This is a genomic window from Phocaeicola sp. RTP21359st1_B8_RTP21360_211022 (assembly GCF_040911965.1).
GTDB lineage: Bacteria > Bacteroidota > Bacteroidia > Bacteroidales > Bacteroidaceae > Phocaeicola > Phocaeicola vulgatus.
Genome location: NZ_JBDFXP010000006.1, coordinates 140,371 through 164,010 on the forward strand (window position 1 = coordinate 140,371; position 23,640 = coordinate 164,010).

Sequence of the window (23,640 nt, forward strand, 5' to 3'; positions counted from 1 at the left end):
TATGAGAGAACTATATATCAAGAATCTCTGCATCGAGATTACCCGACGTTGCAACATGCGCTGTACCCATTGCATGCGGGGAGATGCCGAATCCGTGGATATCCCTTTGAAACATATAAGCAACCTGCTGCGGCATGTCAGGCATATTCACCATTTCAACATCACGGGCGGCGAGCCGTCGCTTAACGTCCGGGCCATCCGCCATATCCTCGAACGGGTACGCGCCTACGGTATTACTGTCAATGACTTTTATATCGTAACCAACGGCTCTGCCACATCCCGTTCGGAGGAATTCATAGAAGCCTGCGCCGCACTGTACGAGTACCAGGAGGAAAAGGAACAGGACTCCGGCCACATGCTCGAAATGAGCGACGACCGCTTCCATGATCCGGCAGAGCATGCCGCCACGCTCGCGGCACTTTCCCCGTATCCCTTTTTCGGAGTCCGGGGACAGGCCGAGCGTATCTTCCTTTTCCGGGAAGGCCGCAGCACGGAGGGGTTTCCGAACCCTGTTCATGGGATTTATCTTACGGAGGAGAACTACGTTTACGGCGACCTCTGTCTCAATGCTGAAGGCATGGTTCTCTCCAACGGGGACCTGAGTTATGCCCGCCAACGGGAACATGCCCTGTGTCCCTGCGGGAAACTGATGCAATATCTCCGGATGACCTTGAAAAAGCGTCAAAAAGAAAGATTGTACGAATAAATACACAAATCAAAAAACTTATGTCAATCGTATGCAGTATCTGCGGCGGCACTGGAGTGAAATGTACCGCCGTCATCGACCCGAACACCAGACAGTTCCTCGAATTTACCCGCAACGCCTTGTCGGACGGCCGGTGCAGCCAGTGCGGCAACGTTGCCCTGACCGACCCTGACGAAGTAAAAGCCGGGCTGGACAAGCTTTGGACGGAATATACGGCGCGGCATCGTGCCGCCCCCAACTACACCTGCTGCGACATTGTCCGGCATGGTGATTACGACGGGTGTGAAAAGGCGTATATCCGCATCGGAGGCCCGTCAGACGTGGTCGAGAAGTATCCGGTCGTGGCCGTGTGCCGCGACCTCGAAGAGCTCAAATCACTTGCGCTCCCTGACCCGACGCGAGAATTTACCCTCATGGGAATTCAAGGGTTCGAGTTCCACGACGTGTTGGAAAACAAGACCTACGAGATCGGGGTGGACGACCTGAAAATTCCCGTCACGACGAAAGAGGTGCTGGACTTTTACCCGGCGGAACATCGGCTGAAAGAAACGGACATCGAACAATATGCCGCGGCTTACACGGCCCGTATCAAGGCGTACAGGGAGTATACCCGTCAGCTCGACGCCACACTCGTGCGGCGGCTTCTCGACAAAGAGCGGCTGATGAAAGTCGGCGAGAGCGACGGTTTCCGCTTGAAACTCCATTTCGACTGGTTTGTCATTTTAAAGCGGGAGAACGAAAGGATGTACGCGCCTTTCAAATACGCTGTAAATGCTTATTGTCTGGATAATATCCAAACTTTCGACCGTCGTTATGTCACGCTCGAAGATGCCTTGCTCCACTGCCTGAACGGTTTCAACGAGAACGCGAACATTCCTAACCGTTACAAGTCCATCGGGCATTACCTGTCGGGGAAATCCTGACGACGGGCAGTGTATCGACGGGTTACCGGAGGCCACGGGTGCTTTCCCCTTGACCGGAATACCGTCGGAACAAGTAACAATGTAACCAAAGAATAAAAAATATGATGAATGATTATAAAATCAAGAACATTCTCGAATCCCTGAAAGAGGAGGTCGAGAACGGGAAGGTATCCCTGCGGGAAGCTGCTGTCGAACTTCATAAAGCCGGCTGGACGAATTTCATCGACATCGACGCCACGAGGAACCTACTGAAGACCCGGAATGTAACGGGGAACGGAAATGTCCCGGGAGTTTCCGACATGATGGGAAAATACCGCGAGATGAAAGCGGCGCACCCGGATGCCCTGTACATTTTCCGAAACGGGGAATCTTGTGAATTGTATGAGGATGATGCCATCGCCGCTTCCGGCATTTTGGGCATTGCCACCGCCGAACGCGTCGACGGGCAAGGGAAAGGCGTCAAGGAACTGCGGTTTTCTTTTCGTGACCTGGACGTGTATCTCCCCAAACTGATACGCGCCGGAAACCGGGTGGCTGTCTGCGAACCGAATCAAACCGGTTCGGGCAAACGAGTTTGATAACCATTAAATAACAAATATTCAAAACCCAAAGACACATGATAAAGATAACAACGATTTTCGGCGAGGACGCCGTACGGGAATATGAAGAGAACAATGAACTGCCTTCTGAAGAATGGCTGGCGGATAACGGGGGCGTCGTGGACGAGAAAGAGTTCGAGACTGAGGCGGAGTACAATGCCTACATCGCCGGGGTAAACGATGCCGACGGATGGAGTGATTATCATATCATACGCCACCGGTCGGAAGAGGCGGACACCTCGAGAGAGGAAAATCTCTGGCTACGTCTCGGAATTAGCGTCCGGGGCAGCCGGGAGGACATCGAAAGGATTCTAAACGGGGACACCGAAACCCTTCGGAAACTGCTCGATGCCGGACGTTATGGGATTGGCGGAGAGACCTATGTCCCTGGTTCGACCGTCGAGGGGTACAACGAGGACCACGACACGGAGTTCGAGGAGGAAGACGTGGAGTTCCATTTATAATAAAACCACACCATCTGCAATAATGATAACAGTAAAAGTTCTACTCGGTAAGGATACTGTAAGCATATACAGGAAAACCGGGGATATCTCGTCGGTGGAGAGCACGGCCGAATCCGGGGGATATGTGATAACCCGACATTTCGAGACCGAAGCTGAATACAAAGCCTACGCAATGGCTGTGGAAGACCTGGACGGACATGAAGACTGGCAGATGCTGACTCCTGCCGTTACGCCGGAAGCTCCGTTCCGCAAAGGGGAATTTGTCCGGCTGACAGACGATGCAATTAAGCGGATACGTGAAAGTTTCGGGGACGGACCGGCTGACTACAGAAAGGAAATGATTTTGGAGGTGATTGCCTGGTGCCGCTATGAAGGCACATGGATCATTGAAGTCCGAGATATCCGTGAAGACGATACTCAGGAGTTCGATGCCGTTTTTCTGCGCCCCTTGACGGCACGGGATCTCGTGGCTATTTCCGCACCCCGACACCCGCTATCCACTGCGATATATCCTATTCACATCCGATAACTTAAATGATGCATGATGGAAAATATATTCATACTGCCCGGAAACGAACAGGAACTGTTTAACCGGTATTTAGATAACAACGAATACGGCCCTCTGAAAGAACGGCTGGAACTGGTCAGGAAAGCCTTGAGCAACAAGCTTTCCCCGGATGAACGCAATAAGCACGGGCTGAACGTGGGTGTGCATGAACTGTCCATGGAACGTAAGGAACTGGAAAGAAAGATATTCCAAATGGCACTCAAATCCTTTGCAGAACGGGTTTGTGACGAGCAACGCGCTCTTTGCGAACAGGGGTTCTGGCAGGCACCGTGCGGCAAAGAGGCGGAATATATCTCCTCCGCTCCGGTTCCGGACCTTGTAACGGACGTGAAGCAGTACAAGACCATTTGCCGCTGGTGGGAGAAGCTGTCCGATACCAGGAGGCTGAAGGTAGCGGCGATGTTTGCAAACGAACTGGGACCGATATACGGGCACGACACCGAAACGCTGGAACGGATTTATAGCCGCTGGTTTCTACTCTCCTTAGATGGCAAACAACGCATCTACCATTCATGGACCACAAACGAAAAACAGACTTCACTATGCCATACAAAAGCTCGGGAATAATCATCAGCGGGACACAATATGACCGCAGGCAGAAGCTCACTCCTTTTCAGAAGGCTGAAATTTTCCACCGTTACATGACAGAAGCTGTCAGCCAGCGCCAGCTTGCCCGGGAATACGGTGTCAGCCGCAGGCTGATAACCTTCATTGTGAACCCAGAAAGCGAAGAGCGGAACAAGGAACTGCTGAGAGAGAACAAGGCAAAAGGCTTGTATAAATATGACCGGAAGAAACATACCGAAAATATACGCAACCACCGTCGTTACAAACAGAGATTATTTCAAGAAGGTAAAATCATACTAAAAGATGGATAGACAATGAGAATACAGGAGAAACAAAAAGCGTTGGAACAGGAAGTTATAGCCAACCTGTGTGCGATACCGAAAATGCCGGAAAATATGTTGCCCCATACGGTATATGTCGAGGAGGAAGGGGAAGACGGGTATGGGCACGGGATACCGGTATACACCATGTACCGGTTGGAGGAGATACGCACGGACGGAAGCTGCACGCTTTACAACGCGGAAAGCCGGGAGCGTTTCACCTGCCGCCACCTGCATGAGATTAACATGGACTGGCTGGTGACAGTCTGGGAACGTTATCTGGAACTCTGTGTCGAGCAGGATATCTGGAAAGGGAATGCCGTTGCATTCCTGAAAGACCGTACCGGCAAACCGGAAGAGGAAATCATTTCATTCGTGGAAACCTCGTGGGACAAATGCCAGGCTTATACAGACAACCTCAAGGCGTTTCTTGGGGAAGATAAAGACCGGGAAATATGGATATTCTCTTTCCCGCTGGACGAATTTGAACGTGACGTTCCGGCCGGGAAAATCATCGTTGATTACGAAAATAACCCCGCAACGCGGGTTGAGAAGATGATACCGCTGGAATTTACGGCCAACATCAATGATGAATGTTTTGATGACCGGAACAATTGGGTAAGAGCCATTGAACTTCCCAAGCAGGAATAATAAACTATTTGAATCAATAAATATGATTACAAAAGAAAACATTGGCAACGAGACCTTTGAGTCTATGACCATCAATGACACGCCTGCATTGTTTACGGATATGCGGATTGACCGGAATGCCGTTCCGGAGGGACTGTACGCATACGATATCCGGGAGTCGGATGACGGGGACCGTCTGGCGACCATCGAACCGACGGTGATGGTAAATCATGGCGGAACCATCCTGACCAGGAAAGAGTTTATCACGGAAAAGGACGGCTATGTACAGATTGACGAATACGGTTTCGAGGACTCCATGACACTGGAAGAGTGGCTTGAGGAAAACAATTAAATGTATAAAGGATATGGATATTAAGGAACTGACAGAAAGGTATCGGGATCGTTTCGATGCCCATTACCTGCAAGACGATAACGGAACCGGCAGAAAAGGTCGGAAACGGAAAAAGGAAGTTGAGACCCCGAATTTTCTCAAGGATGTCATCCGGCCGATCCTGGACACTTTGCCGGACTTGTTGCCGGAGTACGGGTTCACCAAAACTACGGATGATTACGCCATGTACGGCGAGTATTACCGTATCAAGGCGGGTATCGTCCTCGTGGGAGGTTTTTCCATCGATGAGGATTTTAACCTGTACTTCACGCCATTGTTCCATGGCAAAGCCTGCGGTAAGAGTCAAAAAATCGACAGCATCGGACAACTCGTTGAAATCATCCGCGAACAATTTGAAAGAAGGGAGGTGAAGATGAAAGGATAGTTTCATGCAATAGACATGGGTCGTTCCGTAATTTATTGTATATTTGTCAGATGAAGAAAGTCTGTATATGTATTTCGGACGAAAGCCCGGCAGTTGAACGGATTACAGGCACTTTCATGTTTGGCTGACATCAAACCTAATATATCTATTTGATATGAAAAAGGAAGAGATTATTCGCCGCTGTTACGGCGGCATGAAGGAAAGGCATGGCGTGGAAACCATCATCCTTTTCCATGTCGGAGATTCATTCGAGGCGTATTTTGATGATGCCGAAACGATTACCCGGATCACGGAAGTGCCCCGGTTCAAGATGACGGCGGCGGGTATACCTGCCATCAGGATTTCCGACGCCGCCTTGGAAGAATGTAGAAACCGGTTGCTGGATGCAGGATGCAAGGTATGCGTGTCCGAGGTCCGGGGGGTATCCGGCCGCCACATTCTCAAAATCAATGAAACAAATACGGAAACGGGCCGATGAATTGGTATTGATAGCGGCAGCAATAGGTCCTTGGACACTGTTGGTGGTAGCGGTATTAATCATCGGAACGCTGAAATGCTGTCTGACCACGGACTCGGACAGCATTGACGAAAGTATCAACAAATCACCGGGGATAGTCGCGCATGTCATGGTACTGGACAGTACGGATAATGGTTTTCGGGTGGTTTATGCGACGGCTGAGCCGGTAACGGATGAAAGGTTTGCCGAGATATGCGACAGGCCGGGTATTCTGGAGGGGTTCGAGAACCTGAAACGGAAAGCTCCCGAACACTTTGGCGGCAACCTGCTGGAAACCGACATCTGTGACTTCGCGTTGTACGCCTACCGGTTTCCTATCGATAAGGACGTACGGATACACAATATCTTTGTCGCCGGTAAAGAGAAAATGGACTTCTATGTCCGGAACAACCCGGACCTGCCCGGGTGCGCTACATGGATGCACCACGGTACGGAACAAGGGAACCAATATCTGAATGCTGACGATATAAATCACTGTATACCCAACGGAAGGCGGATTTACCGTTATTGGAAATGCCGTTATCTACTGCAAACTTCTGATACTGACGAGCGTTTCAGTCATTTTACAGAGGAGGAAAGGCTGTACTGAATGCAGCCTTTTCTCTATATATATTACACATAACCATCTGAAAATTAATAACTAAAACGTTTTGTTGGCGTGAAAAATTGGCATATATTTGTATGGAAAAGTGACCCATTGAAAACAGATTGTCAATTGAAAGCAATAGATTGAATATGAAAGAACAGTAATATGACATCGGAAAAATCGCAACTGAAGTTTGCGAGATCGGAAGAGACGGGCGAACTGATAGGGTTCGTTTCGCGCCATTCCAAGACACGTAAATTGATGGGAGTCCGTGAAGACTCAAGATTCGGCAAGCAGATTTGTGTCCTTTCGGAAGACCTGAAAGGAACTCTCGAGCCAAACATACTATACTCGGTAGAGTTGAAACCCATGCACAAAGCCAACGGGTATGTAGTCGTTGCCGCTACCCCCGTGTTATTTCAGGCGCATGTGGAAACAGTGATCGTCCCGAAGACATTGTATCAAGTAACTGTGACGTTCGGCAACAAAAAGATTTTCTTCGACCCGAAAGACGGCAAGAGCGTAATGAGCCGCACAATAGACGGTGTGCTGGAAATCCTCAAGGGACGCAAGGATATCAAGTACAAGGAAGGTGTCATCACCGACTATCTGAATCAGGCGCGTGCTCTGGTACGACGTATGGAATCCGACGGGTTCATCTATACGGGAGACAGACATCAGGGAGGAATTCAATGAAAGAAAAACCGGTCGTGGGTATTGCGACCGACGGTGCCCATTCTGCAAAAGAGAGGTTGACACGCTTCCGGGCTGTCGACCTCTCTTCAGGAAAAGAACTCTTTTCCAAAGCTATCGGTAACTGGACGAACAATATCGGGGAGTTTCTCGGCATTGTCGAGGCGGTCAGATATGTCATGGAACATCCGGAAAGTCCGCGAACAATCTACTCGGACAGCATTACAGCCATCACGTGGTATTGTAACAAACAGACAGCCTCTTCACGCAGATGCCCGGCATTGCAGAAAGCGGAGATATTCCTCAAAGTGATGGAGGCAAGAATCAAGGACATCGAAGTGCTGCACTGGGACAACCGCCTGTGGGGTGAGATTCCTGCCGACTTCGGAAACAAATAACAACATCAATATGGCAAAATTAAAATCACAGTCACAGAAATATGTTGAGCTGAAGGAGGAAGACTACCTGCTGCTCATCGAGAATACCATCAAGATGGAAGCCCTGAAGATTGCCGGTATCGAAAAGATGCCCATATACAAGGCTATGGAACATATCCTTGAACACGAGCACATCGACCTGCTCGTCAAACCCGTTTCAAGGAGATATTCTTGATTTTTTTAGGTGGACAATAATACACCCCACAAGCAAAATCAATGCTTATCAGTACCAAATGATAGTATATAATAACAATTAATGTAAATCAATGCAAATCAGATGATTAAGAAAGTGGCGCATGTACGGAATTATCTATACCATACATGCGCCACTTTGCTCTATACACTTTTTGATTTCCTTGATTGATAAAAGAAGGTTCTTTTCCAGTGTTTTACAATCCGACTTTTTTATATACTTTTGTCTTCAGTATCAGTTGGTTATTGAAACCCTCTATGTATGCTTATAAGTAGAGATTAGCTTTTTTAAGCGAAACTAACTACTGGTTATCAATCAATTATCAAACAAAAAAAGTTTGCCTTTGCGGAAAATCCTTTTTCTTTGTCTATCAAGTTTACTCTATTAATTTCTGGGTAAGGCTTCTTTTACTACCATTGGACGGCCGGCATATTCTACGCCGTTCAACTGTTTGATAGCGTTTGAAGCTTCTGAAGTTTCCGGCATTTCGACAAAGGCGAAACCTTTTGATCTTCTTGTATCACGGTCAATGATTAACTTGACTGAGCCTACTGTTCCATACTCTTCCATAACTTCTCTCAAATCTACTTCCTTAACGTTGTAGCTAAGGTTTCCAACATACATATTCATAACTGTCAATATAAAAAATTAATAATCTAACAACGAAATTTCAAGAAGCTCTAAATCAGGAATGAATATACTCAATGTGGATAACTGAGAAGATACATGATGAGAATAAAACTAGAATAAATCTCTAATTGTTTGTTGGACAAAGTAAACTCTTTCATTTGGATAATGCACTATATCTCTGCTTTTATTCCATATTATATATCATTTATTATTATAAATGGTCGGAAATTAACATAACATGGAATGAAAACAGGGTTTTATAGGGTTATTGAGTGTTGACAGGCGGTTTCTCTCTGTATTGGGTAGGGGAGCAACCTGTATGCTGTTTGAATACAGTGCTGAAATATCTGGCGGTCGAGAATCCTGTCTTATCTGCTATGTCATTGACACTGAGTTCTGTATGGAGAATAAGCCAGATAGCTCTCTCCATACGTATTTTGGTTATATAGTCGTTGGCTCCCATATCTGTCAATGCTTTCAGCTTATTGTATAAAGAAGCTCTGCTGATTCCTATTTTGTTGCAAATGAATGGAATACCCAACTGTTCGTTATCCAGATGTTCTGTGATTATCTGATTCAGGCGATTTAAAAATTCTTCATCGGCCGAACTGAAGGTTCCTTCTTCGGGTGGCGGCAGAGGACCGATGTCTGTATAGCGGGTACGCATCCGTTCCCGGTTATGCAGTTGGCTACAGACAATTGCATACAGCATACTTACTTCAAAAGGTTTTGTGATGTAGGCGTCTGCTCCGTTTTTATAACCATATAGTTGGCTTTCTTCGTCATTACGTGCAGTGAGCAGGATAACCGGGATATGGCTTATTTCCAAATCTTCTTTTATTTGTTTACATAGCTCATAGCCATTCATATGGGGCATTTGGATATCGCTTACAACTATATGAGGACGTTTTTCCCGGCAAAGACGCAATGCTTCCTCTCCATCGGCGGCTACCCATATTGTCTTAAACCGGTCTTTCAGGGCTGTTGCCAGATAATCGGTCAGGTCTTTGTTGTCATCTACTATTAATAAGGTATGGCTTTGGGCTGTTTTATTTTCTTCCTGTTGTTCGGGAATGCTTTCTGTTTCTTGCGTGGGTGCCAAAAGTGTATTCAGATATTCTTGTGGGTGCAGCGTGATATTTCCCGGTTCGGTATTTAATGGAAGTTCGAACCAGAAAGTGGCTCCCGGACTTCCGAAATTCTTGTTGTCGTAGGCTCCAATGTTGCCTCCGTGTTGTTCGACCAGTATTTTAGAATAGGACAATCCGATTCCTGTGCCGGGACGACTGTTGTTGCCTTGGTAAAAGCGGACAAAGAGATTGTTGGTATCCACATCTTTCAGTCCCGGACCTTGGTCGGAAATGGATATGCGTACTCTTGTCCTGTCTTCCGACAAACGGGTTGAAATGCTGATTGTACTCTCATCGGGAGTATATTTCAATGCGTTAATTAATAGGTTGGTCAGGATAGTGGTACATTTTTCTTTGTCGAAGCACAAGGTTTGAATCTCCGGCTCAGGTTGATAGACGAGCGTGATGCCTCTGACGGAGGCTTCCGGTTTAAAATCGGAAATCAGTTGCTCCGCCCATTCATCCAATTGTATGCTCTGGATATGGAGTGTGCTTTGTCCTACTTCCATTTTGCGAACATTCAGAACAGTATTCAGAATGTTCTTCATCCGTTCAGATTGTTTACAGATGCTTTGGATCAACGGATAATTTTCGTTGTCGGCGGTAAGTTTGTCCATTAGTTGTTTCAAGGGTGCATGTATCAAGGTCAGTGGAGTCCGGAGCTCATGGCTGATGTTGATGAGAAAGCGCACTTTTTCTTCGTATACCTGCTGTTCATGTTCTTTCATTGCCCACTTTAGCTTGGTTTCTTTGTTGCGCAATATCAGGATGAAAGTGAGGATGACACTGATGAAGATAAAAAGGGTGCAACTTAGGATGAACCAGCCGGATTTATACCAGGGAGGCAGTACTGTCAGGGTAAGAATATCATAGTCTGCTGTCCAGTCACCGTTGCGGGTACTACAGGCGGCTTTTATGTGATAACTGCCTGTAGGCAGACTGCTTAAGTTTATTTCCGGTAAATAAGAATAGATGTTTTGTCCGTTCAGTCCTGTAATGGTGTATCTATACATGGGTTTGCGGAAAATATCCTTATCACGGGTGATGATTTTGATGATGATCGGTTTGCTTTTTTCATTGACACTAAGTTGGTGGTCGTTTGATATCCGGTCGTAGACACGTTCTCCGCCCACTAGGATGTCGGCCAGTTGAAGAGTGGGGAGAAGTGCGGGTTCGTCAGGTAAGTGCCGGTTGATATGTAGCAAGCCGTTTACACCTCCCATATAGACATCTCCGGATGAAGAGAGCAACCGGGGTTTCTCCAGATATTCGTTTTGTACCACTCCGTCCGGTTCACCGAATAAGATGAACTTCTTTTCTTTAATCAGATATGCGAATAATTTTTCTTCCGTTCCTATCCATACACGTCCTTGCCGGTCACAAATGAGCGAGCTTATTTCATTAATCAGGGTATTGGGGACAAGGGTATATTGCTTTGTACCCGGATTATAATAACTTAAACCATGGTTACTGCCTATCCATAGCAATCCGTTCTCGTCTTGTGAAACAGAATTGAACACGGTGTCTGTTTGACAGGTAAATATAAGTTCCAGTTCGTTGAGGCTGGAGTTGATATGATAGATATGTTCCAAATCGTGCAGATAGCAATCCTCTCCTGTGCTGTTTATGGGTAACAATGTACCGACAATATCAGTGATGCCTTTTCCCTTGGTGATGGGAATGAATTGCTTTTTACCAATATGGTATTTATAAGGTATTTCGGATAACATCAAAATGGTTTCAGGAGTATTTTGATATACATTGACTGTTTTTCCCCGATGGCATAAAATATCATTAATGCTGTCGTTGATAATGACAAGCGGCTGATATCGGTGGGTTTCTTTATGAAAGATAAACAGGCCTTGGCTGAATAGCGAAACCAGCAGATGGTCTTTGTCCATGCCGGTGATGGAAGCCACCTTTTCTTCCCAGGTAGAAAGTATGTGATGAAACTTTCCGGTGGCCGGGTCGAAGAGGTTGATGCCCCCTCCGTCTGTTCCGATCCATATTTGATTGTCATGGTCCTGATAAATGGATAGGATTGTTTTCTCACTCAGTCCGTAATTCTGTCCCGGCAGTACGTCTTGATAGGTTTTCATTCCTACCTCTTTAATATTGATTAATCCGTTACGTACACTTCCTGCCCACATATTGTCGCTTTTGTCGTTATATAGACAAAGAATAGAGTTGGCAGGCAAGGAGTAACGATCTCCCGGAATGTACCTCAATGTCGATATCTTGCCGGTCTGCGGATTGAGAATATGGATTCCTCCTCCGTCTGTACCCATCCATATTTGTCCGTTATGCTCTTCTAATGATAGCACTACATTGGTTTTGAGGGGAGAGTTTTGTGTATGATAGGTCTGTAATTGTTTTCCATTGCGGTCATAACAGCTTACTCCCTGATTGTAATGAGCTACCCATACATTCCCTTTTTTATCAATCAACAGTGAGATAATCTGTTCACTGTTGAAGGGAACAGGACGGGTGTTGCCCGTAGCGATATCAATAAACAGAGCTTTTGCCCATCGGTTGGTGGCCAGGAGAGTGCGGGAATCCCATTGGTAAAGATTGGAAATATGATACTTGCCGTTCGGCTTCAACGTATGGAACAGGTTGATAATATGGTCTTCATAGTTGTATTTGTATAGACTGCCTCTTCCCCCGAAGATTACTCCGTCCTCCCATAGGCAAAGAGAACTGGCTATTACCGGATTGTTGTCTTTATCCCGCACAAGGGTAAACTTGTCTTCTTTTTCATTGTAGCGGAATACTCCCTTTTCTGTGATGGCCCAAATGGTATGTTCTTCATCTTCCAAAATATGTGTGACATTACCGCGCAGATATCTTCGCTGTTCGTAACCGTCGAATCGTCCGATTCCTGAGCGTGTCCCTATCCAGACATATCCTTTTTCCTGACTGACTTCCATACAGCGTACCATGGAGGAAAGTCCGTTTTGAGAGGGGATTTGTTGGAAAAAGTACTGTTTGGCTTCTGATATAGAATGCAGTAGAGTGAATAGAAGGAGCAAGGACAGGATTCGTATGTTGTGGGCAGATGTTTTCATTGCTTACTCAAGGTTTGGGAACAAAAATAGTTGATTGTCTTGAATAACACAACAAAATGACGTATGAATAATGCGGACAACCGATAAAAAGTCTCTTTTTGGCTGATTAATTCCTGTCTGCTCCTTCGTTTCCTTTTATTTTGCTATAGCATCGTAAACAGCTTTTGCCATCACTTTCGCTCCTTCTTCATTGGGATGGATATGGTCGGGGAATAATTCCGGCATTCCATCCATTGCGCTGTGAAGGTCAATGACAGGCAGCTTGTTTTTCTTGGCAACCTTCTTAATCATAGGTATAATCTCTTTTGAGATGATATCATCATTAATGCTTTCTCCGGTAAGATATGCCTTTGAAGGATAGCATAGATAGATTTCAGGTTGTGAGGGAAGGGCTTTAAAGGCGTCAATCATGGTTTGTGTATCTTTTATGAAATCTGCTTTATGTACCCAGTTGAATGACTTGCTGTCATTGGTTCCCAGTTTGATAACAACGATATTGGGGTTGAACGCCAATGCTTGTTGGTAAGCTTGTTCTTTCATATAAGGGCGATCACCTTTATTCAGCATGGTACGTGCGCTGACTCCAAAGTTTTTCACCCAGTATTTATCTCCTAGCAAACGGCCTAGAACGGAGGGATAGCTGTCGTGGCTCCGGTTTTTGATTCCTGCTCCGTAAGTAATGCTGTTGCCTACACAGGCTACCCGGACAGCATCTTTACGGGGAGCTTTGAAACTGCGCAACCAGGCGGATAAATCGTTTAACATCTCATTCTTGTAAATGAAGTTTTCGCGGATACCCCAGCCATGTCCGCCACTGGCATAAATATGGAGTACGGCTGGTACATGATTCTTGTGCAGCCCCAGGTAATAATTTACCCCATTGGCAGGAGGAACTGTCTTGTCATCGTCACTGTAGGCGATAAAGGCGCGGGGAGTTTCTTTGGTTACTTGTTTCTCATTGGAAAATTCGGTTTCCAGTTCGGCGGAAGCGTCCTTACCTAAAAGATTATCGTGAGATCCTATGTGAGTATAGGATTTATCCATGGTGATGACAGGATAGAACAGGATTTGAAAGTTAGGGCGGAGTTCGGGGCGGGCATGTGTGGCGATGGTTGAAGCTAGATGCCCTCCGGCAGAGGAGCCCATTATACCTATATCATATGGATTCAGATTCCATACATCGGCACTGTCGCGCGCCATTTTCATGGCAGCTTCGGCGTCCGAGATGGGGAGAGTGCGGTCACCATGAGGCATCCGATATTTCAGTACAATCAGTGCGATGCCTTGTTTGTTGAAGTAAGGTGCCCAGTCATAGCCTTCGTGGTTGACAGCCAGTCCGCCATATCCGCCACCCGGACAGGCTACTATGGCACGGCCTGTCGCCAGTTCGGGAGCCGGAAGGAAGACGCGGAGCGAAGGGGTGTCAATATCAAACGGTTGGGGAGCCTTTTGGGCGGCCAAGGGAAAAGATGCTGATAAGAAGAACAGCAGGATCGTTAAAATAGAAAATTTTAGTTTCATAATATATTGATTAATGGATAAAAACATATTTGGAGATACAAAGATACTTGTTTTTATATTTGGGTTGGTTGTCATTGTCCTTAAAAAAACAATGGCCGGGTTTCCGACTTTGTTTATTACTCCTCTAAAATTGACTATTTCTCGGTGAAATGGACCTTTTTAGCTAATTTTGGACTTAAAAATAGTGATTATTGTACCCCTTATACTTCTGTTTTCCTCTACATTTGCCACAGATTAAAATAATGTTAACTATCATAAATTACTAATTTAAATTTAATTCTATGAAGAAGAACCTCTTTAACGTTTTTCTAGTGTGTGTCTTCTGTGTGGCAGCAATTCCAGATATGTTTGCCCAGCAGATAAAAGTAACAGGTAAAGTTACTGACAGTACGAACGAGGGGATGCCCGGTGTGAATGTACAAGTGAAAGGTACAGCCACGGGAACCATTACAGATTTTGATGGCAATTATTCTATTGATGTTCCTGACTCCAAATCTACATTAGTGTTTTCTTTTATTGGCTATGTGACCCAGCAAGTGCCGGTCGGTGGAAAAAAAGTATTGAATGTTCAGTTGAAAGATGATACCCAGACATTGGATGAAGTGGTGGTAGTGGCTTATGGTACGGCAAGAAAGAGTGATTTGACCGGTGCTACCGCCAGCTTGCGTCCGGATGCTAACGATGCTTCTAAAACAGCTTCTTTTAATAATCTGTTGCAAGGTAAGGTGGCGGGGCTGAATGTAACTTCATCTATGGCTGCTCCGGGAGCTGCCAGTTCTGTGACAATTCGTGGCGCTAACTCATTGCGTGGAGATAACCAGCCTCTGTATGTTATTGATAATGTCCCGCAATCTTCCACCGGGGAATTTGCAGAGTCGGCTATGGGTGGCGGTGATTTCCAGATTGCGCAGGATCCTTTAAGTGCTTTGAATCCTGCGGATATTGAAGATATCACTGTATTAAAAGATGCCTCGGCTACGGCAATTTATGGTTCCCGCGGTGCGAATGGTGTTATTATCATTACGACTAAAAAAGGGAAAGCAGGTAAGGCTAAAGTAAACGTGACTGCAAACTTTACCATTGCGGATGCCCGTAACCTGCATAATATGTTGAATCTGGAACAGTATGCTGCTTATGCCAATATGAAGGCTAATGCCGGCGAGGAAAAGTACTATCCGCAAGCAAATGGCGAGATGCATTATGTGTATGGTGAAAACTTGGATAAATATAAAAAAGATCCTACCAACCCTGAATACTATCGTGTCTTGAGTTATAAGAACTGGCAGAAAGAAGCCTATTCATCTGCTTTCTCTCAAGTCTATTCTGCATCGGTCAGCGGAGGATCGGATGCAATGACTTATTATGTTTCGGGTGGTTTTAAGGATATAAAAGGTATTGTGAGCAATACAGGTATTAAACAAGGTGATTTGCGTGCAAACCTTACGGCTAACCTTTCAAAGTCCGTTACTATGGCGCTTGCTTTGAATGGATCTATCAAACAAAATGATATGATGACCGGGGGTAATACGACAGGTGGTATTGCCGGTTCATTGGCACGTACAGTATTGGATACAGCTCCTTATGAAATTCCGGCAGACGACCCGACATTACAAACGGACATGGACGCAAAAACTACTGTTTATAGCTGGCGGGATGACTATGATGATATAACGGATGATAAAAGCTTTGGCGGTAGTCTGGATTTGAAATGGAATATTTGCAAATACCTTTCGTATAATCTTCGTGCCGGAGGAAATGTGAATATAAACGAACGTGCTCGTTGGTATGGCATGCAGCTCACTATCGGTGCTAATGATCAAGGTGTGCTAGCCATGGCTAATTTGAACAAGACCAATTATAATATAGAGAACTTATTGAATTTAAATATTGACTTGGCGAAAGGTATTCATCTGGGAGCGACTGCTGGTGTAACTTATGACGGACATACATTCTTGAATAAGAATGTGAAGGGTACTCGTTTCTCTAATTTTGACTTACGTACAAAAGGGTTACACCTTGCTTCTGTGAAGACTCATGAACAACCTACCCAAAAGGATTATCAGTTACTGTCTTATCTAGGTCGTATCAATCTTTCTGCTTATGATAAATATTTGCTTACTGCATCTGTACGTGCGGACGGATCAAGTAAATTCAAAAGGGGTAACCGATGGTCTTACTTCCCTTCCTTCTCTTTGGCCTGGCGTATGGAGCAGGAAGAGTTTATGAAGCACATTAACTGGTTGAATCAAATGAAAATACGTTTAGGTTTTGGTGTTACAGGCAATCAGGGCATTAATCCCTATGCTACTTTCTCTGATTATTCACAAATAATAGATTATGCAAAAGCGACAGGGGATCAGATTTTGGCAATGGCGGTAAGCAATTTGCAGAATGACGGGTTGAAGTGGGAACGTACATCTTCTTGGAATGTGGGTCTTGATTTTGCTTTTTTCAACAGCCGTCTGTCAGGATCAGTAGATGTATATCAGAAAAAAACCAATGATTTGCTTATTTCGCGTTCATTGCCTGCTTCCAGTGGTTTTGCAAGTGTGATGTTGAATCAAGGTTCGTTGAAAAACAAAGGTGTTGAAATTAGTTTGAATGGAGATATTCTCCGTAACTTGAACGGTTGGAGTTGGAGTTTGGGCGGAAACATTGGTTTCAATAAATCAAAAATTGGTGACCTGGGTTTTGCACCGACAGATTTTGGAACCTTGAAGAATGTGCGTGGATATCAGGGAACTTCTATAGGAGATCATTTTGGTATTGCTAATCTTTTCATTGCAGGTGAGGCACCGGGATTGTTCTTCGGATATAAGACTCAAGGTATTATTCAGCCGGAAGATATTGTAGATGGAAAAGTTGCTTATACGGCTGCTGACGGATCAACAAAATATTATTCCAGTTCTGTGGCCAATGACTTGGGAGCCGGTAATATAAAAGCGGTGGATATGAATGAGGATGGTGTTGTGGATGAAAAGGATAAAACCATTTTAGGCAATCCGAATCCGGACTTTACTTATGGTTTCCAAACTCGTATTGCCTGGAAAGACCTGTCTGTTTCGGCTTCTTTTAATGGTGTGCATGGTAATCAGATATTGAATACGAATATCCGTTATTATACGCCCTCTCGGCAAGCTGGTAATTTGACACAAGAAGCATTCCGGAATATCTGGACGGAAGAGAATCATTCAAATCTTTATCCGTCGGCTACGGCGAATGTAAAGAACGTGGTTTATGACCGTTATATTGAGGATGGAAGTTACTTGCGTTGTTCGGATATCACTTTGAATTATACATTGCCAAAATCTTGGATGAAGAAAATCGGCTTTCAGAATATAGGTGTATTTGCTTCGGTTAAAAATGCATTTGTCATCACTAATTACAGTGGATACGATCCGGAAATCAATTCGTTTGCTTTTGATGGATTACGCCCGGGCATTGATATGAATGCATTTCCAAGCCAACGTTCTTATGTCTTTGGATTAAATGTGACCTTTTAAATAGTTTAACCGATAATTTTTTTTGTAAAATGAAAAAACTAAAATATATATTTTTATTAGCAGGTGCTTTGTCATTGGCATCCTGCGAATCGTGGCTGGATGAAGACCCGCAATATACGATAAATACAAAAACTCAGTTTAGTACTGTGGAAAATGCCAAACAGGCTTTGATGGGATGTTACGGATATATGTCGGCTGATAATGCTTATGGCCAGGCATGGCAGGAAGTAACATTTGGATATTGTGGTTTTGGATGGTCACAAACGAATGGCAGTTCTACAGATTTATTGGTCTCTATGGACGGAGGAATTGATGAAACCATAAACACAATGGCGTGGAGAGGGATGTATAAAGTGATTGGTGAAACAAATGCATTCATTGCCAATATTGCCGATAGTCCGTTAGAATCGGCTGATAAATTGCCAATGGAAGCGGCTGCTCGTTTTTTGCGTGCATTGGCTTATTATAATTTGGCAGTTACCTATGGAGATGTACCTTTAAAGACCACTCCCTCTGCTCATGACGGAGTAGCTGTTCCTCGTTCTCCTAAAAATGAGGTCTTTGAATTGGTACGTACTGACTGGGAGTTCGCTTATGAGAATTTACCGGAAAAAGATGATGACGGTTTTGCAACGAAGTGGGCGGCGAAAGCGTATCTAGGAAAACTCTATCATACTTTGGGCTGTCAGGGTGATAATACGGCTTGGGAGAAGGCAAAAGCGTGTTTTGATGAGGTAATGCCTAAATACCGGCTGGCGGATAAATTCAGTGATTTGTTTGTTGATTACGTACAAGGTTCTCCGGAATCTATTTTTCAATTGAATTTTGCACTTGCAGGTTCTACCACCCGTAATCGGGGTAGCTGGCTGGTCGCTCCTAATGGCTCTTGTAATGGGCAGGCTTGGGACCGCATACGTGCTTCAAAAGCTTTGTATGATTATTTTTGGGCTACTTATCCCGGTGATCCACGTATTGAAAGCACATTCCTGACTTATTGGAAGTCTTATGCCGGAGTAGGAAAAGGTGAGAAACCTAAAGAGGAGCCTATAGCTTCGGCGCGCGATACTGTATATGCCTATCCTTATTTTACATATACCATTGAAGGAGAAGAAAAACCTGCCGGATGGAAGAAACCCAAGTTGTATGTAGGACGGATTCCTTACGAGAAATTAGCTGATCCGGCTAGTCCGAAAGCTGAAGAACTTTATGCTATGATTGCCGATACGGCTACTGCGACTCCCGCTGAAAAAGGGTATTTGAAAGGCTTGTTGTCTTTGTTGGAAAATGCGACAAAAAAGCCATCTACCAATACAAAGTCATGGCCCTATTTCAAGAAACCATGGGATCCTGAGCAGAGTGGTAATAACAGTCATAAGAATTTAATTTTGTATCGTTATGCAGATATGTTGCTGATGGCAGCGGATGTATATAATGAATTGGGGCAGACTGACAAGGCGATAACATTGGCCAATGAGGTGCTGAAGAGAGCGCGTCAATCAGGAAACGCGTCTCAGCCGGCTGACTGGAAGAGTGGCTTGTCTAAGGAACAAGTGCGTGAGAAAATTTATTTTGAACGTATTTTTGAAGGTGCCGGTGAACCGGAAATGTATCAGAAAATGCGTTTACGCGGCACAGGGCTTTTGAAAAAAGCTTTCGAGGTCAACAATGGGCATGGAATTATTCAAGAATCAGTGGCCAATAATCCTAAAGGGAACGGGAACTGGGGAGAACGTATTTTTAATGATGGAAATTTGAATGATGAAAACTTCCTGAAGAAAAATTTATTGCTCCCGGTTCCGAAAGATGAGATAGATACCAATTCTGCTCTTGATTATAGTGATAATAATTATGGTTATACTAATTAAGAAAACATGATAGAACGCTTTATTCAATAGGTCTTTATTGGATTTTTCCGGATGCAGGGCGCACCTGCGCTTTGCATCCGTTTTTTTCTTGTCTGTAACCTGTTTTTGGACATTCTCAGATATAAAATAGTCATTTCCAGACAAGAAACAATAACATAACTTGTATCTTTGCGGATGTTAATTCTTTGCTTATTTAAATTTATGAATATGAACAACCTACAATCAGGATTACTTTTTTCTTTGACCGGCATCACTGCTGTGGCATCTTTGTCATCATGCGCTTCACAAAAGAAAACTGAGGAGCAGAAACCTTACAACATCGTGTATATAATGACCGATGACCATACTGCCCAGATGATGAGCTGCTATGACAAGCGTTATATGGAAACGCCTAACCTTGACCGCATTGCTAATGACGGAGTGCGTTTTACTAACAGTTTTGTGGCCAATTCATTAAGTGGTCCCAGCCGTGCCTGCATGATTACCGGCAAGCATAGTTGTGCTAATAAATTCTATGATAATACCACTTGTATATTTGATGGTTCGCAACAGACTTTTCCGAAGCTGCTGCAACAGGCCGGATACCAGACCGCCCTTATCGGAAAATGGCACTTAGAGAGTCTGCCCACAGGTTTCAATTATTGGGAGATTGTACCCGGACAAGGTGATTACTATAATCCGGATTTTATTACGCAAGACAATGACACCATTCAAAAACATGGGTATATAACCAATATCATTACTGATGATGCCATAGACTGGATGGAGAACAAACGGGATAAAGACAAACCTTTTTGTATTTTGATTCATCACAAGGCTATTCATCGCAACTGGCTGGCAGATACTTGTAACTTGTCTTTGTATGAAGATAAAACTTTTCCGTTGCCCGATAATTTCTTTGATGATTATGAAGGACGTCCTGCGGCAGCGGCTCAGGAAATGAGCATCGTGAAGGATATGGATATGATTTATGACCTTAAGATGCTTCGCCCCGATAAACAAACCCGTTTGAAGGCTCTTTATGAAAATTATATCGGACGTATGGATGAGGGGCAGCGTGCGGCATGGGATAAGTTTTATGGTCCCATTATCGATGACTTCTATAAAAAGAATCCTCAGGGTAAAGAATTGGCCGATTGGAAGTTCCAGCGCTATATGCGTGACTATATGAAAACAGTGAAATCGTTGGATGATAATGTAGGTCGTGTACTGGATTATCTGAAAGAAAAGAATATGCTGGACAATACCTTGGTGGTTTATACTTCAGACCAAGGCTTCTATATGGGAGAACATGGTTGGTTTGACAAACGCTTTATGTACGAAGAATCCATGCATACTCCGCTTATAATGCGGTTGCCCAAAGGTTTTGACAGGAAAGGTGATATTACAGAACTGGTGCAAAACATAGATTATGCACCTACCTTTCTGGAATTGGCAGGTGCTCCTGTTCCCGAAGATATCCAAGGTGTTTCGTTGCTTCCACTGTTGAAAGGAGAAAAACCTGCTGATTGGCGCAAATCATTGTATTATCATTTTTATGAATATCCGGCAGAACATATGGTGAAACGTCATTATGGTGTACGTACAGAGCGTTATAAATTAATTCACTTTTATAATGATATTGATGTGTGGGAATTGTATGATTTACAGGCAGACCCTACGGAAATGCATAATCTTTATGGTCAGAAAGAATATGAACCGGTTGTGACGGAGCTGAAGACTGAATTGGCAAGATTGCAGGAGCAGTATAATGATCCGGTACGCTTTTCACCCGATAGAGACAAAGAATAAGAAAAATAGCATATATCATGAAATACACCTGTTTGATTTTGCTATGGTCGTTATTTGCGACTATGGCCTTACCAGCTGACAACCTAATCCAATCTATATCTATTGTTCCCTGCCCGGAGAGTATTACTCCGGGTACAGGTTATTTTACTTTCTCCGGAAAAACAGACTTTACGGTAGAAAATGAGGAGCAGGCAGAGGTTGCACGCTGTTTCTCTGCTCTTTTTACCCAGGCGGCCGGATTTACTCCTTGTGTGAAGGTTGGAGAAAAGAAGGGGAAAATCAGTTTCCTCACCGATGACGCATTAAAGAGTGAGGCGTATCATCTGGAAATAACTCCCAGGCAGATAATAGTTAAAGCTTCAGATACAAAAGGTTTTTTTTATGCCTTGCAGACTATTCGTCAGTTATTGCCTGCTTCCATTGAGGGCACAGCGGTGGTGGAAACTGCGGATTGGAGCGTGCCGGCTATGACAATCAAGGATGAACCTCGTTTCGGATATCGTGGATTGATGGTGGATGTGGCCCGCTTTTTTATTCCGAAAGAGAATCTGCTTCGTATTATCGATTGTATGGGAATGTTGAAAATCAATACCCTGCATCTGCATTTGGTGGATGATAATGGTTGGCGTATTGAAATAAAGAGATATCCTTTACTTACGGAAATCGGTTCACGGCGTGTAGATCGTCCTGGAAAATCTTTTCCGGAGCGTCGTAATCCCCGGCAGGGTGAACCGACTGTAGAAAAAGGATTTTACACACAGGAGGATATCCGTGAGATAGTGGCGTATGCCGCCCGACATCAGGTTGAAGTGATTCCTGAAATTGAAATGCCGGCTCATAGTAATGCTGCGTTGGCTTCTTATCCGTTGTTGGCTTGTCCTGTGGTCGATAAATTTATCGGTGTCCTTCCAGGATTGGGAGGAAATCATGCGGATGTGATCTTCTGTGCAGGAAACGATAGTGTGTTCACTTTCTTGCAAGGGGTGATTGACGAGGTGGTGGAGCTGTTTCCCTCCAGGTATATTCATTTGGGTGGAGATGAGGCTCGGAAAACGCATTGGAAGGAGTGTCCGCTTTGTCAGGAGCGTATGCGACAGGAAGGCTTGGAGGACGAAGAAGCGTTGCAAGGTTATTTTATGGCGAGAATGAGTAAATATGTACAAAGCAAAGGGAAAGAAGCCATGGGCTGGGATGAACTGACCAATACCCGGATTCCCGACGGAGCAATTATTTATGGTTGGAGAGGCTACGGTCAGGCTGCCGTCAAGGCAGCGGAGCAAGGGCATAGGTTTGTCATGACTCCTGCACGTATCATGTATTTGATTCGTTATCAGGGACCGCAATGGTTTGAACCTTTGACCTATTTTGGGAATAATACATTGAAGGATGTATATAGGTATGAACCGATACAGAAAGAATGGAGTCCGGAGGTACGTTCCTTGCTGATGGGAGTACAGGCTTCTATGTGGACTGAGTTTTGCAATAAACCGGAAGATGTGGAATATCAGCTGTTCCCTCGTCTGGCTGCTTTAGCCGAAGTGGCTTGGACACAGCCTTGGCATAAAAATTGGAGAAGTTTTTTGGTAGCAATGGATAAATTCAACGAGCATCTGTCTGCTAAAGGAATTGTGTTTGCCTGTTCCATGTATAATATACAACATACGGTAACCCCTGTAAATGGAAAGCTACAGGTGAAACTGGAATGTGAACGTCCTGATGTGGAAATCCGTTACACAATGGATGGTAAGGAGCCGACAGACCGGTCTTCGCTATATAAGAACCCGTTGATGGTGACCGGTACACAAACTATAAAGTGTACGACTTATAGAGCAGGTCGGCAGATGGGAAAAACATTGACATTGCCTTTGGTTTGGAATAAGGCTACCGCCAAACCTGTTTTAGGAAATACACAGGCTGGGAAGATTTTAGTAAATGGTATACGTGGCAGCTTGCGCCAGTCGGATTTCGAATGGCATTCATGGGAAAGCAGTGATTCTGTCGCTTTTACTATAGATTTGCAAAAGAAGGAGTCGCTTCGTTCTGTATCAGTGGGATGCATAACGAATTATGGCATGGCAGCCCATAAACCGGCAGATATTGAAGTGTGGGTTTCAAATGATAATCGGGATTATCGTAAAGTATCCGGTAAACAG

General features: G+C 44.6%; 22 protein-coding genes. 19 read left to right on the top strand and 3 right to left on the bottom strand.

What is annotated here, in order from left to right:
* The first annotated feature begins 1 nt into the window (after position 1).
* From AB5062_RS04895 to AB5062_RS04965, 15 genes are all read left to right on the top strand, one after another.
* Positions 2-706 carry a radical SAM protein gene (locus AB5062_RS04895; protein WP_008672671.1) on the top strand — a complete coding sequence of 235 codons (705 nt, stop codon included), beginning with the start codon at positions 2-4 and terminating at the stop codon, positions 704-706.
* Positions 707-726: 20 nt separating this feature from the next.
* The gene (locus AB5062_RS04900; RefSeq protein ID WP_004293673.1) at positions 727-1,629 is read left to right on the top strand and encodes a hypothetical protein; all 903 of its coding nucleotides are present in this window, start codon (positions 727-729) and stop codon (positions 1,627-1,629) included.
* A gap of 101 nt (positions 1,630-1,730) precedes the next feature.
* On the top strand, positions 1,731-2,207 hold the full coding sequence (locus tag AB5062_RS04905) for a hypothetical protein (protein ID WP_008143055.1): 477 nt from the start codon (positions 1,731-1,733) through the stop codon (positions 2,205-2,207).
* Positions 2,208-2,245: 38 nt separating this feature from the next.
* Complete coding sequence (locus tag AB5062_RS04910) at positions 2,246-2,692, top strand: hypothetical protein (RefSeq protein ID WP_004293675.1); 447 nt, start codon at positions 2,246-2,248, stop codon at positions 2,690-2,692.
* A 22-nt stretch (positions 2,693-2,714) separates the two neighbouring features.
* Positions 2,715-3,221, top strand: a complete 507-nt coding sequence (locus AB5062_RS04915) for a hypothetical protein (RefSeq protein ID WP_004293676.1) — start codon at positions 2,715-2,717, stop codon at positions 3,219-3,221.
* Between the two features lie 12 nt (positions 3,222-3,233).
* Positions 3,234-3,827 (top strand): hypothetical protein, encoded by a 594-nt coding sequence (locus tag AB5062_RS04920; RefSeq protein WP_008143060.1) that lies wholly within the window; start codon positions 3,234-3,236, stop codon positions 3,825-3,827.
* Positions 3,803-4,138 (top strand): hypothetical protein, encoded by a 336-nt coding sequence (locus tag AB5062_RS04925; RefSeq protein ID WP_004293678.1) that lies wholly within the window; start codon positions 3,803-3,805, stop codon positions 4,136-4,138. Before AB5062_RS04920 ends, AB5062_RS04925 begins: the two co-directional genes overlap by 25 nt.
* 3 nt (positions 4,139-4,141) lie before the next feature.
* Entirely contained in the window at positions 4,142-4,798 is a 657-nt protein-coding gene (locus AB5062_RS04930; protein WP_008143063.1) for a hypothetical protein, read from the top strand.
* 22 nt (positions 4,799-4,820) lie between these two features.
* On the top strand, positions 4,821-5,129 hold the full coding sequence (locus AB5062_RS04935) for an LPD28 domain-containing protein (RefSeq protein WP_008143065.1): 309 nt from the start codon (positions 4,821-4,823) through the stop codon (positions 5,127-5,129).
* Positions 5,113-5,553, top strand: coding sequence for a hypothetical protein (locus AB5062_RS04940; protein WP_229118740.1), 441 nt, complete (start codon positions 5,113-5,115; stop codon positions 5,551-5,553). The genes AB5062_RS04935 and AB5062_RS04940 overlap by 17 nt, the downstream gene beginning before the upstream one ends.
* 154 nt (positions 5,554-5,707) lie before the next feature.
* Positions 5,708-6,031, top strand: coding sequence for a hypothetical protein (locus AB5062_RS04945; RefSeq protein ID WP_004293682.1), 324 nt, complete (start codon positions 5,708-5,710; stop codon positions 6,029-6,031).
* Positions 6,003-6,659: a hypothetical protein gene (locus tag AB5062_RS04950; protein ID WP_008143069.1), complete on the top strand. Its 657-nt coding sequence runs from the start codon at positions 6,003-6,005 to the stop codon at positions 6,657-6,659. The genes AB5062_RS04945 and AB5062_RS04950 overlap by 29 nt, the downstream gene beginning before the upstream one ends.
* 162 nt (positions 6,660-6,821) lie before the next feature.
* The gene (locus AB5062_RS04955) at positions 6,822-7,352 is read left to right on the top strand and encodes a hypothetical protein (protein ID WP_004293684.1); all 531 of its coding nucleotides are present in this window, start codon (positions 6,822-6,824) and stop codon (positions 7,350-7,352) included.
* Entirely contained in the window at positions 7,349-7,747 is a 399-nt protein-coding gene (locus AB5062_RS04960) for a hypothetical protein (RefSeq protein WP_008143073.1), read from the top strand. Before AB5062_RS04955 ends, AB5062_RS04960 begins: the two co-directional genes overlap by 4 nt.
* Positions 7,748-7,757: 10 nt before the next feature.
* Positions 7,758-7,961, top strand: a complete 204-nt coding sequence (locus tag AB5062_RS04965; protein WP_004303920.1) for a hypothetical protein — start codon at positions 7,758-7,760, stop codon at positions 7,959-7,961.
* Between the two features lie 402 nt (positions 7,962-8,363).
* Here the strand turns inward: AB5062_RS04965 and AB5062_RS04970 are convergent, their stop codons facing one another.
* The 3 genes from AB5062_RS04970 to AB5062_RS04980 form a co-directional block, all read right to left on the bottom strand.
* Positions 8,364-8,609 (bottom strand): RNA-binding protein, encoded by a 246-nt coding sequence (locus tag AB5062_RS04970; RefSeq protein ID WP_005850829.1) that lies wholly within the window; start codon positions 8,607-8,609, stop codon positions 8,364-8,366.
* 265 nt (positions 8,610-8,874) lie between these two features.
* Entirely contained in the window at positions 8,875-12,807 is a 3,933-nt protein-coding gene (locus AB5062_RS04975) for a hybrid sensor histidine kinase/response regulator transcription factor (protein ID WP_118292368.1), read from the bottom strand.
* A gap of 135 nt (positions 12,808-12,942) precedes the next feature.
* Entirely contained in the window at positions 12,943-14,328 is a 1,386-nt protein-coding gene (locus AB5062_RS04980; RefSeq protein WP_032953098.1) for a GDSL-type esterase/lipase family protein, read from the bottom strand.
* 281 nt (positions 14,329-14,609) lie between these two features.
* Between AB5062_RS04980 and AB5062_RS04985 the strand changes: the two genes are divergently transcribed.
* From AB5062_RS04985 to AB5062_RS05000, 4 genes are all read left to right on the top strand, one after another.
* The gene (locus tag AB5062_RS04985; RefSeq protein WP_032953091.1) at positions 14,610-17,831 is read left to right on the top strand and encodes a TonB-dependent receptor; all 3,222 of its coding nucleotides are present in this window, start codon (positions 14,610-14,612) and stop codon (positions 17,829-17,831) included.
* A 29-nt stretch (positions 17,832-17,860) separates the two neighbouring features.
* On the top strand, positions 17,861-19,696 hold the full coding sequence (locus AB5062_RS04990; protein WP_032953090.1) for a RagB/SusD family nutrient uptake outer membrane protein: 1,836 nt from the start codon (positions 17,861-17,863) through the stop codon (positions 19,694-19,696).
* A 207-nt stretch (positions 19,697-19,903) separates the two neighbouring features.
* Positions 19,904-21,487: a sulfatase gene (locus tag AB5062_RS04995; protein ID WP_016271809.1), complete on the top strand. Its 1,584-nt coding sequence runs from the start codon at positions 19,904-19,906 to the stop codon at positions 21,485-21,487.
* A gap of 17 nt (positions 21,488-21,504) precedes the next feature.
* On the top strand, positions 21,505-23,640 hold a 2,136-nt coding region (locus AB5062_RS05000), incomplete at its 3' end, for a beta-N-acetylhexosaminidase (RefSeq protein WP_368331260.1).